Here is an 11,775-nt window from a genome sequence, read left to right on the forward strand (position 1 = left end):
AATTAAAAATACAACAATATGATACCAGTAAAAGCGTATGCAGCCTATGATGCCGAAAATCCCTTAAAACCTTATACGTTTGAAAGAAAAGAAGTAGGTGCTCATCAGGTTCAGATAGAAATTTTATATAGTGGCGTTTGCCATTCTGATATTCACACCGCAAAAGGAGATTGGGGACCTGTAGATTATCCTTTGGTTCCGGGACATGAAATTGTAGGCCGAATCGTTGCTGTTGGAAGCGAAGTTTCTAAATTTAAAGTTGGAGAGTTAGCCGGAGTAGGTTGTTTCGTAGATTCGTGCAGAGTTTGCCCAAGTTGCCAATCTGGCGAAGAGCAATTTTGTGACGAAGGAATGACGGGAACTTACAACAGTGTCGAAAGAGGAACAAATATCCCAACTCGCGGAGGATATTCAACCAGCATGATTGTCGATGAAAGTTATACGCTTCATGTATCTGAAAAATTAGATATAAAAGGAGTGGCGCCATTATTATGTGCAGGAATCACCACTTATTCGCCATTACGTTATCTAAAAGTAGGTAAGGGGCATAAAGTTGGTGTTTTAGGCCTTGGTGGTTTAGGGCATATGGCAGTGAAATTTGCTGTTTCGTTTGGTGCAGAAGTTACTATGTTAAGCCATTCGCCATCTAAGGAAGCTGATGCTAAAAAATTAGGCGCACATAAATTTGCATTAACTTCAAATCCTGAAACTATGGAATCTATGGCCAATAGTTTCGATTTTATCTTAAATACGGTTTCAGCAAAACACGATCATAATGCCTATTTGAATTTATTAAAAACTAACGGAACCATGATTGTAGTAGGAGCTCCGCCAGCGCCTGCTGAAATTCCTGTTTTTACTTTAATCATGAAACGTAGAAGTATTATGGGAAGTTTAATTGGTGGAATCAAAGAAACTCAGGAAATGTTAGATTATTGTGCTGAACACAATATTACATCAGATGTTGAAATCATCGATATGTCATACATTAATGAAGCATATGATCGTATGAATAAAAGCGATGTAAAATATCGATTCGTAATTGATATGGCTTCACTTAAATAGGTTCAAAGGAACAGAGTTGCAAAGGTTCAAAGGTTTTTCCAGTATTGGGCTACAACTTTGTGATTTTAAAATTAATAATAAAGTTCCGGAGGAACGATTTATATTGTAGGGATGGATTTTAATCCATTCTTCTCCATCCATATTGCAATCTATCACTATCACAATTGATATCGCATTTTTGTCATTTCGACCAAAGGGAGAAATCACATAAAGTGGCTCGACAAAGATTGTCGCTAATTTGTACGGAGTTACTTGATGAGATTCCTCGTTCTTCTCAATGATGTCGCATTTTTGTTATTTCGACCAAAGGGAGAAATCACATAAAGTGGCTCGGCAAAGATTATCGCTAATCTGTGTGGAGTTATTTGATGAGATTCCTCGTTCTTCTCAATGATGTCGCATTTTTGTCATTTCGACCAAAGGGAGAAATCACATAAAGTGGCTCGATAAAGATTATCGCTAATTTGTACGGAGTTACTTGGTTAGATTCCTCGTTCCTCGGAATGACAAAAATACTCACATAAAAAAAATCCTGAGAAAATATTTCTCAGGATTTTTTTATAGCAATCAATGTATTTTAGAATCTTATTTTTCTTTTAATAATTTTTCTAAATACTCTACTTTTTCTTTTTCTGCCTGAAGCATACGCTCATAAAGTTCAATTACTTTGTCTAATGGGTTGAATGAACAATGACTAGGACTGAATATTCCATTTACACCATTACTAATGCTGTTGTCGTAAAAATTATTAAAATAACTTATCATGTTTTCTTCAGTAAAGTTTTTTATAGCTTCAACACTTACGCCAAGGGCTTTTGCTATATCAGCAAGTTTTCCATCATCTATTGTTTCGCTGTTTTCAATAGCCGAAATTGCCTGTTGGTTTGTTCCTAAAGCTTGTGCCAATGCTTCTTGCTTCATGTCTTTCAGTTCACGAATACGGCTAATTTTTCGCCCTATATGGTTTGGTTTTGTTGCTGCGCTCATAATTCAAAGATATTTATATTCCTTTAAAGAAAAATGCTTTTGGTAAAAAACAAGTTAGTTTATGTAAGTTACATTTTTTTTGTAAGGCCATTATTTACTTTTTTAAAAAAGTAAAAGTACAATTTTTCAGACAAGTATTGATCAGCGATAGAATATTTAGATATAAAAACAAAAAGCGAATCTTGTCTTTCTGTTTTTACTTTCTATTAGAGAACTTGATTTTAGTTCGATCCCATTTAATAGAATCAGAGTAATAATAATCGTTATTCATTTTGTATTTCAAAACAGTATCTTCTTCTTGAGTGGTTCTTCTAATTTCGTAAGCTTGTAATTGATTCTTGTTTATAAACTGCATAAAGAAAGTGTTCTTTATGGTGTCGTTTTGGGAAGCGACAATTAATATTCGTCTGTTTTTTTCTTTGCTAAGAATATTTTCTGATAAAAAATCAACTAAGCTTGTTTCTGGAATCTTAACAATGTCTTTTGGCTGTAGGTCAAGAAAATGTGGAAGTGTATCTTTTTCGCTACCATAACTACAGAATTCAAGAAAATATCTTTTTTGATAAAAATATAGATTTCCTTTTTTGTCAATTATTAATTGGCTTTCTGCATAGAAAATTTTTCTTGGCGGCAGAGCAACTCTGCTAGTATTTGTTTTTATGGAATCGTAATATTTTTCAAGTTTCTTGTCTTCATAGGAGATTATATAAGGTTTATTTTTTGCAATAAGTTTTTCTTCTTTCTTGGCACAATTCAAAAGAAAGAGACAAATTATAAAGCCAATAAAAACTCTTTTCATAAAAACTAAGATTTAAAATAAAGATATAAAAAAATCTCACCTGCAATTAAGCTGATGAGATTTTATATGTTTTAGAAGTTTAAAAAACTATCTAATTGTATTATTCTGAATCAAATCGATATATAAGTTAATCTTATCTTTCAATTCTTTTCTTGGCGTGATAAAGTCTAAGAAACCGTGCTCTAATAAGAACTCAGCAGTCTGGAAACCTTCCGGTAAATCTTTTCCTGTAGTGTCACGAACAACACGAGGACCAGCAAAACCAATCAAAGCTCCGGGCTCAGAGATATTGATATCTCCTAACATGGCATATGATGCAGTTGTTCCTCCGGTTGTAGGATCTGTACATAAAGAGATGTAAGGTAATCCTGCTTCTGCAAGTTGAGCAAGTTTTACAGATGTTTTGGCTAATTGCATTAATGAATAAGCCGCTTCCATCATACGAGCTCCACCTGATTTAGAAATCATTAAAAAAGGCATTTTGTTTTTGATCGCGTGATCAATACCTCTGGCAATTTTTTCTCCAACAACAGCTCCCATAGATCCACCAATAAAGGCAAAATCCATACAACAAATAACAAGTTCTTTTCCTTTAGATTTTCCCACTCCTGTACGCACAGCGTCCTTTAGGTGGGTTTTTTCCATTACATCTTTAAGGCGATCAGCATATTTTTTTGTATCAACAAAATGCAATGGATCTTTTGATGTCATGTTTTTATCTAATTCAACAAATTCGTTATTGTCAAATAAAATTTCAAAATAGGTTGCGCTTCCAATTCTAACGTGAAAATCATCTTCAGGGCTTACAAATAAGTTTCTGGCTAATTCGTCAGCATCAATAATTTTTCCCGTAGGAGATTTGTACCACAATCCTTTCGGAACGTCCATTTTATCTTCAGTCGCAGTGGTAATCCCTTTTTCTTGTCTTTTAAACCAAGCCATTTGTCTAGTATTCAGTGTTCAGTAATCCGTTTTCAGTATTCAGCTTTTAATAATCAGTTTTTAAGTATTCAGCATTTGAGAACTGAATACTTAAAACTGTAAACTGAATACTTTTATAGTGTATTCACATTATTCAAGTCAGCAAAAGCTTGCTCAAGTCTTGTGTTGAATGTTACTTCACTTTCACGTACCCATCTTCTTGGGTCATAATATTTTTTGTTAGGAACATCAGCACCTTCTGGGTTACCAATTTGAGATTTTAAATAGTCAATGTTTTTAACCATATAATCACGAATTCCTTCAGTATATGCAAATTGCAAATCAGTATCGATGTTCATTTTGATAACTCCGTAGCTAATTCCTTCTCTGATTTCTTCAAGTGTAGAACCTGAACCTCCGTGAAAAACGAAATCTACCGGGTTAGCACCAGTGTTGAATTTGTTTTGAACGTAATCCTGAGAATTTTTTAAGATTTTTGGAGTTAATTTTACGTTTCCTGGTTTGTAAACACCGTGAACGTTTCCAAAAGCAGCAGCAATTGTAAATTTAGGGCTTATTTTAGATAATTCTTCATAAGCATAAGCTACTTCTTCTGGTTGAGTATATAATTTTGAACTATCAATGTCAGAGTTGTCAACGCCATCTTCTTCACCACCTGTAATACCAAGTTCGATTTCTAATGTCATTCCCATTTTGCTCATTCTAGCCAAGTACTCTTTACAGATTTCGATATTTTCTTCGATTGGCTCTTCAGACAAATCGATCATATGAGAACTGAATAATGGTTTTCCTGTTTCTGCAAAATGTTTTTCAGAAGCATCTAATAAACCATCGATCCAAGGTAATAATTTTTTTGCACAGTGGTCAGTATGTAAGATTACAGTTGCACCGTAAGCTTCTGCCAAAGTATGAATATGTTTTGCTCCGGCGATTCCACCAGCGATTGCTGCTTTTTCACCTGCATTAGATAAACCTTTTCCAGCGTTAAATTGTGCTCCTCCGTTAGAAAATTGAATGATAACCGGTGCATTAAGTTTTGCTGCAGTTTCAAGAACTCCATTGATTGTGCTTGATCCAGTAACATTTACTGCAGGTAAAGCAAATCCTTTTTCTTTTGCATAATTAAAAATTTCCTGTACTTGATCTCCTGTAGCTACTCCGGGTTTAATATTGTGTGCCATTGTAATTTTTTTTAGTTGTTTTTAGTTTTTAGGTTGCAAAAATAAGAATTAATTAGCATTAGAATGGATAATTTATCCCAAAATTTAAAACCGAATGACCAAAATTGTATTCTTTGAACCAGCGATCTCCTTTCTCATGTGCTGGGTTATAGGTCTTAAAGCCTAAATCTAAACGAATAACAAAAAAGCTTAAATCGTAACGTAAACCGAATCCTGAACCTAAAGCAATTTCAGCTAAATCGTTTAAGTTGTTGAATCTTGCCTTCTCGTCAATCACATTATCGAGCACATTCCAGATATTTCCGGCATCTGCAAAGATAGCTCCCTTCACGTCACCAAAAAGTTTGAATCGGAATTCAGCACTCATCGCAATTTTCATGTTTGCCTCGTTAAAATCGTTCGCTGCATTCGTACTGCCCGGACCCAATTTGTAGGGTTGCCATGCACGGTTATCGTTTGATCCTCCGGCGTAATAACTTCGTGAAAACGGAATGTAATTTGAATTGCCAAACGGAACTGCTATCCCAAAAAAGCTTCTTACTGCTAATACTTTTTCTTTACCAAAGTCCCAGTGTTTGATATAATCAAATTCTGTTTTTATGTATTCTGAATATTCTAAGTTGAATATTTCATAGTTGCCATTTGTGTTTTTAGGTAATTTTGCAATGTCAGATATTGCAGTTAATAAAGTTCCTGCAGATTCTATTTTTGTTCTAAACTGATAAAATGTATTGTCAGCAAGATCTTTTTTAGTGGTTTTGCTAAAAGTATAACTTGTAGCTAAGATAAAATCATTTTCAGTCAGACGAACTCTTCTTTCTTCTATACTTTGTACATCCTTATATTGAGGATCTCCGGGAAGTAGAGCAGTTTTATTTGTTAAGACATCACTAGTAAAGCCTGTAGTTCCTGTAGGAATAGTCAGGTCTTTTCTCGCTTGCTCCTCAGGTGTATCTCCCCAATTTAGAGGTGTAGTATTGTAGTCTTTACCAATACCATTTAACTCGTTGTAAGAAGAAGTATAGACTTTGAAATAGTTGCCCGGATTTAAGTTTCGTACAAATTGAGCATTAAGTAATTCAAGCTTTGCAGTATTGTTTCGTTTAGGAGACCAGTTGTAAGCAAGTCCGCCGGTAAAGTTTTCCTTGTCCAGACCAATATTCCTTTGCTTAGAGAAACCTGCTGTAATACTGGTAGAAGGAATCATTCTTTTCGGGATAATTTTTTCAGTCCCAAAAGGCATCAGGATTCTTGGGAAGTTTAATTTTAAATCGACACCATATTCTGAAACATTAAAGAAATTATCATTAGGGTTGGCCATATCTTTAGAGGAACCCAAATTTAGACGAGTAGAGATTTCGAGAGTTTCAGCTCTGTTAAATACGTTTCTAATAGTTTCAGATATACTTGCTCCAATACCAAAATCCTGAATATTAGAATGCGTCACATCAAAAGTAGTCCCAAAACTATATTTTTTTCTTGGGGTTAAATAAATATTAGCAATTAAGGATTGTGCAGTCGAGTCGCGTTTGTCAACCTGATATTGGATTGAAGGGTAATTAAAAATTTTCAGATTATTTAAATACCTTGATGAAAGAGTTGTTCTGGTATCAGAAAAAGTGCTTCCTTTATTAATAAAAATCGCATCAGTAATAGCGCGGGGTTTGTATTTTAGTTTTTTGTAGCTATACAGGTTAAAGTTGTTGTAGCTTATACTATCAGTTATTTTCTTTTTTGCATTTGCAGCAGAATAATCGGTGTAAATATTAACATCACTTATTTTGTAAAGCTTGAAAGGTTCTGTTCTGCTCGAATCTCTTTCCTGAATATTGTTGTTGTTTACAATTAAAGTAACATCAGCTTTGTTCTTCTTTCCAATCGTATCAATGTCGAAAGTAACATAAGTAGGCTGGAAAAAATAGGCGCCATGATTTCTGAAATAAGTAGTAAGTCGGTTTTTTTCTTCTTCAAAATCAGCAGTTTTGTACTGATTGCCAGATTTTAAAAATGAAGGTTCATTGTTGTTTTTGTATAATGAATCTAACGCCGGAGTCATAATATTAGTTCTGATAGTGTCTAATTTATAAGCTGGTCCGGTAGTAATGATATAATTTATTTTTGCTTTTTTTCTTGCAACGCTATCAATGCTGTAATCTGTTGCAACATTAAAATATCCAGTATTAAAATAGTAGAATTTTAAACGTAAAAGAGATTTTTTTGTTTTTGCGGTATCAATAACTACAGGCGCTTCGCCAGTGTTTTTCAGGAATTCACTAAGACCCTTGTTTAAAAAAGATTGTCCAAGTCTGTCAACTTGTTTTGCAGATAATATTTTTGCCTGACGCTCATATAGACCAGGATGTTTTTTAAATTTTGCCTGATAAGTAGAGTCCGGATTCAGGTTCGCCAAATTATATAAATTCAAGCGTAAGCGATATCCTAACAAAGTACCATTTGGTTTTTGATACATCTGGTTAGATGCTATTTCGTCATTTGTCGCCTTTCCGTTTACAAGAATAGTATTTTTAACAAGAAGGTTTTTTCCATCAGGAACTCTTTTTACAGCATTACAACCGCAAATAAATATTGCTATTAGAATAAATGCTGTTATTTTTGTGGAACTATTTTTCAAGTGTTAAATATTTAATTCAAAAGTACATTATTTTATGGTTAGTAAAAACCAAATAAAGCTTATCTCAGGCTTACATCAAAAAAAGCAACGTTTTGCAAATCAATTATTTTTCGCCGAAGGAGTAAAAGTAATTCAAGAATTGTTGCTTTCCAATTTTGAATTAGAGCATTTGTATACGACTCTAAATGATTTTGAAGAAGTTTCTTCTTCAAAACGCACGCTCATTACTGATCAGGAACTTAAAAAAATTAGTGCTTTATCAACTCCAAATTCATGTCTGGCAGTGTTTAAAATGCCAGCCGAAAATAAAATAATCAATTCAGGATTGATCGTAGCTTTAGACGATATTCGTGATCCTGGAAATTTAGGAACGATTTTGCGCCTTTGTGACTGGTTTGGTATCAAACAAATAATTTGTTCAAAAGAAACCGTCGATATTTATAATCCAAAAGTAGTACAGGCAACAATGGGGTCTATTGCGAGAGTAAATGTGAATTATATTGATTTAAAGACTTTTATTGCACAAACGGATCTACCGGTTTTTGGAACCTTTATGGATGGTGAGAATATTTATCAATCAAGTTTACCTCAAAACGGAATCATTATTATGGGTAATGAAGCCAATGGGATTTCATTAGAGATTGAAAAAATGGTGACAAGCCGACTCACAATTCCAAGGTTTGGAGAACTACAAAAAACCGAAAGTTTAAATGTAGCTACCGCAACAGCAATTATTCTTAGTGAATTTAAACGAAATAGTTAGAGTTTTGTTTTAATGAAAAGTAAAATTAATTAAAAGAGCTCTGGATTTCATCGAATCGATATTGTCCGTCCACGGGCTAGGTCCGTTTGAAGGATTATCACGAATTAATTCATTAGTAATACCAAACATACCTCTGATAGAAGGAGAGAAGATAAAATACTCTGAGAAAATATCAATTCCAAAACCTACCTCATAAGCCGCAGTCCATTGCTTAACCCTGAACTTTCCTTCAAAGTTATCGTCTTTGGATTTTGCGTTGCTGGAGAGATTTAATGTAGTCGACATTCCGCCAACTAAATACGGACGGATATTTCCGGTACGTAATGCAGAGAATTTTAATAATAAAGGAAAGTGAATATAAGTACTGTTTACTTCTCTTAAATAATCTTTCTCTAATGGTTGATTTGGATAATATAAATCACGTTTTGTGTAATACAAACCTGGTTCGAAACGTAAGTTTATGTATTCCTGTAATCTTAGATCGGCAACAACACCAACATTAAAACCGGTAGTTTTTTTAATCTGAATATCCGGACCGGGAGTTTTGTAGTCAAATTTAAAATCGAAACTATTAAAACCCAGGTAATATCCAAAATAGAGACGTTGTTTTTGCCAGTTTTCCAGATTAATAATAGGATCTTTACTAAACATGCTTTTGGCAAATTGAGAGTATCCGTTTGTCGTTAAGACTAATAAAAGTAAGACTACAATTTTTTTCATACTATTTTTTAGAGGCAGAATAAATGGTTGCAACACCAAAAGTTTGAGGCATAGCTATAACATCTATAAACCCAATTTTTCTTAAAATATTGTTTAAGGCTTCTCCGTATGGAAAAACAGCAGCAGATTCAGACAAATAACCATAAGCAGAATTATCTTTAGAAAATAATTTTCCGATGATTGGAAGTATGTTTTTGCTGTAGAATTTATATCCTTGTTTATAAGGTGTTTTATCAGGAACCGATGTTTCTAAAATTACAAATACACCATTTGGTTTTAAAACCCTTAAAATCTCAGCAAAACCTTTCTCCAGATTCTCGAAATTTCGAACACCAAAACCTACCGTTATAGCATCAAAATGATTGTCTTCAAAAGGTATTTTTTCAGAGTCCCCTAAAACTAAGTCAATAATATTGGATAGTTTTTTTTCTTCGACTTTCCTTTTTCCAACTTCAAGCATTCCGGCAGAAATATCCAGGCCAATTATTTTTTCGGCATTCGTTTGTGTCATTAAAATAGCCAGATCACCAGTTCCTGTTGCAATATCAAGAATGATTTTTGGTTTTTTGTCGGACACTATTTTTAAAACTTTTTTACGCCACTTAATGTCAATTCCAAATGAAATTACGCGGTTTAAATTATCGTAGTTCCCCGAGATGTTATCAAACATTTGGGCAACTTGTTCTTTTTTACCTAAAGAAGAGTCTTTATATGGGGTTATTTTTTCAGACATTTTTTTTATTTACGCAAATATAATACAATCTGACTTAACTGTAATTGAGTTTTTTTATTTGTAAATTAAATGTTGTCAGTAAAAGGCTTTTAATTGTTGTTTAACTGCTAATTTCTGCCCATCACTAAAAGTGGGTATTTTGAAAAAATCACTAAAAGTGGGTATTGTGGAGTATGAATTTTAGAGCCAACTTTGCTACAGTTAAAAGATAAAATTTTAATGATTGAAATAATGACTTAAGTCAGATGAAGGCTTTTTTTGCACTGGTATTTCATTTGTTCTTGTAAGCAGTTTTGAAAGTATTTTTCTTGGGACCAATATTCTTTTTAAAGTGCGAAATACGTTCTTAGGATTAAATTTGTTTTTGGAAATTTTAATTTTCTTGCCTTTAATATCTTAGTGGTATTTGTTATTAAAGGCTCTTTGAGACTCGTTCTCATTTAACATTATGTTATTCAGTTATTCAAATGTTTCTTAACATTTGAGTTTTTTTACCAAAACTATTACTTGAATTAGTCAGATTAAAAAATCAATCGTTTTTTAAAAAACATCCTTCACAAGAGGATGTTTTTTTATTTTCTTATGTATGTTTCATAAGTGTAATCGTAAAGATGTTTCTCGTCTTTCAGGTTTTCTTCAGATTCGACAATTTGCCATTCATTTTTATTAATTTTTGGAAAAAAAGCATCCGCGTCAAAAGTGTGATGAACTTTGGTTATTTCTATGATATCTGTATAAGGTAAACCCAGATTGTAAATTTCACCTCCGCCAATAATATACGAATCTTCGTCTTCAGGACATACCGCGATCGCTTTTTCGATACTGTCAACTACAATGCAGCCTTCCGGATGATAGTCTTTTTGACGTGTAATTACAACATGAACTCTGTTTGGAAGTGGTTTTGGGAAACTCTCAAAGGTTTTTCTTCCCATAATAATATGATGATTCGTAGTAAGTGTTTTAAATCTTTTAAAATCATTTGGTAAATGCCAAACTAATTCATTGTTTTTTCCAAGTGCATTATTTTCGGCTACTGCCGCTATCATTATAATCATAGCAATTTAATAACTAAATTTTATTTTCAGTATCATCATTTATTCTCGACTCTAATTGAGTAATTCTTTTTTGTTGCAATCCAACAAGTCGGTCAATTTGTTCTCTTTCCCATTTTTTATTCATAAATCGATCTGTTATGTACACTTTTATAAAGTGTAGAATAAAGATAAAGAACCATATAGTAACGCCCCAAATGCACCAGTTTTGCTCTGTGTTAGCGCCAAAACCAAAAAATCTATTGGCAATAAATAAAAATAAACTTCCTAGTAGAAAAAGTACAAAATGAAAATATAGAATTTTTTTTTGTCTAAGTCTTCTTCTGGCGTATTCGTATTGTTCGTGCACTTCTTTTTCCATAAGATATAAATGAGGTCATAAAGTTAAAATTTATTTTGTAATCACCCTATTTAGATTCGGGAATATTTCTTCTAAAGTGAGCTGAGAGTTTGAATTCCAAAATTTTATGCGGGTTAAATTATTGATACAGCTAAAATAATATTCTGTTTTTGATATTATCACAAATCGGATGTGAAGGTATCGAAAGTTCGTGTGAATTTATGTAATTTTAATTTATGAATCTAAAAACTAAATAGTTATGTCCTTAAAGAAACAATTTATTAAAACAAAGCCTGTAGTTAAAGTTACATTTTCTATAGTTGCCAAAGATGCTGATTCGGCAGCGGTTGTTGGTGATTTTAACAACTGGAATATTGAAGAAGGAGCTTTAAGTAAGTTGAAAAACGGAACGTTTAAAGCGACTTACGACCTGGTTAAAGATGCGATTTACGAGTTTAAGTACGTGATTGATGGAAGTTATGTTAATGATCCTGAGGCAGATTCATACAAGTGGAATGATTTTGCAGGAAGCGAAAACAGTGTTTTGGTAATATGAAAAAT

The 11,775-nt window shown here is 33.1% G+C and carries 12 protein-coding genes; 3 read left to right on the forward strand and 9 right to left on the reverse strand.

Features of this window, described 5'->3' with window-relative positions; genetic code table 11:
• Positions 1-18: 18 nt before the first annotated feature.
• Entirely contained in the window at positions 19-1,065 is a 1,047-nt protein-coding gene (locus QLQ94_RS07420; RefSeq protein ID WP_482499439.1) for an NAD(P)-dependent alcohol dehydrogenase, read from the forward strand.
• Between the two features lie 585 nt (positions 1,066-1,650).
• Here QLQ94_RS07420 and QLQ94_RS07425 read toward each other — a convergent pair.
• The 5 genes from QLQ94_RS07425 to tamL form a co-directional block, all read right to left on the reverse strand.
• On the reverse strand, positions 1,651-2,052 hold the full coding sequence (locus tag QLQ94_RS07425) for a helix-turn-helix domain-containing protein (RefSeq protein WP_271336981.1): 402 nt from the start codon (positions 2,050-2,052) through the stop codon (positions 1,651-1,653).
• Positions 2,053-2,248: 196 nt separating this feature from the next.
• On the reverse strand, positions 2,249-2,851 hold the full coding sequence (locus QLQ94_RS07430; protein ID WP_271336982.1) for a hypothetical protein: 603 nt from the start codon (positions 2,849-2,851) through the stop codon (positions 2,249-2,251).
• A gap of 87 nt (positions 2,852-2,938) precedes the next feature.
• Positions 2,939-3,793: an acetyl-CoA carboxylase, carboxyltransferase subunit beta gene (gene accD, locus QLQ94_RS07435; protein WP_271336984.1), complete on the reverse strand. Its 855-nt coding sequence runs from the start codon at positions 3,791-3,793 to the stop codon at positions 2,939-2,941.
• Between the two features lie 113 nt (positions 3,794-3,906).
• Complete coding sequence (fbaA, locus tag QLQ94_RS07440; protein WP_271336987.1) at positions 3,907-4,974, reverse strand: class II fructose-bisphosphate aldolase; 1,068 nt, start codon at positions 4,972-4,974, stop codon at positions 3,907-3,909.
• A 58-nt stretch (positions 4,975-5,032) separates the two neighbouring features.
• Positions 5,033-7,606 (reverse strand): translocation and assembly module lipoprotein TamL, encoded by a 2,574-nt coding sequence (gene tamL, locus QLQ94_RS07445; RefSeq protein ID WP_271336988.1) that lies wholly within the window; start codon positions 7,604-7,606, stop codon positions 5,033-5,035.
• 34 nt (positions 7,607-7,640) lie between these two features.
• Between tamL and QLQ94_RS07450 the strand changes: the two genes are divergently transcribed.
• Positions 7,641-8,369 carry a TrmH family RNA methyltransferase gene (locus QLQ94_RS07450; RefSeq protein ID WP_271336989.1) on the forward strand — a complete coding sequence of 243 codons (729 nt, stop codon included), beginning with the start codon at positions 7,641-7,643 and terminating at the stop codon, positions 8,367-8,369.
• 9 nt (positions 8,370-8,378) lie between these two features.
• On the opposite strand, the gene porT is transcribed toward QLQ94_RS07450, so the two are convergent.
• From porT to QLQ94_RS07470, 4 genes are all read right to left on the reverse strand, one after another.
• Positions 8,379-9,089: a type IX secretion/gliding motility protein PorT/SprT gene (gene porT, locus QLQ94_RS07455; protein ID WP_271336990.1), complete on the reverse strand. Its 711-nt coding sequence runs from the start codon at positions 9,087-9,089 to the stop codon at positions 8,379-8,381.
• A 1-nt stretch (position 9,090) separates the two neighbouring features.
• Positions 9,091-9,822, reverse strand: coding sequence for a bifunctional demethylmenaquinone methyltransferase/2-methoxy-6-polyprenyl-1,4-benzoquinol methylase UbiE (gene ubiE, locus QLQ94_RS07460; protein WP_271336991.1), 732 nt, complete (start codon positions 9,820-9,822; stop codon positions 9,091-9,093).
• 572 nt (positions 9,823-10,394) lie between these two features.
• Positions 10,395-10,877, reverse strand: a complete 483-nt coding sequence (locus QLQ94_RS07465; protein WP_271336992.1) for a dihydrofolate reductase — start codon at positions 10,875-10,877, stop codon at positions 10,395-10,397.
• A 13-nt stretch (positions 10,878-10,890) separates the two neighbouring features.
• A complete protein-coding gene (locus tag QLQ94_RS07470; RefSeq protein WP_271336993.1) occupies positions 10,891-11,235 on the reverse strand; it encodes a 2TM domain-containing protein in 345 nt (114 codons plus the stop codon).
• Positions 11,236-11,473: 238 nt separating this feature from the next.
• On the opposite strand from QLQ94_RS07470, the gene QLQ94_RS07475 reads away from it, so the two are divergent.
• Positions 11,474-11,770, forward strand: coding sequence for an isoamylase early set domain-containing protein (locus QLQ94_RS07475; protein WP_271336994.1), 297 nt, complete (start codon positions 11,474-11,476; stop codon positions 11,768-11,770).
• The last annotated feature ends 5 nt before the right edge of the window (positions 11,771-11,775 follow it).

Source organism: Flavobacterium sp. B114r, assembly GCF_056824125.1.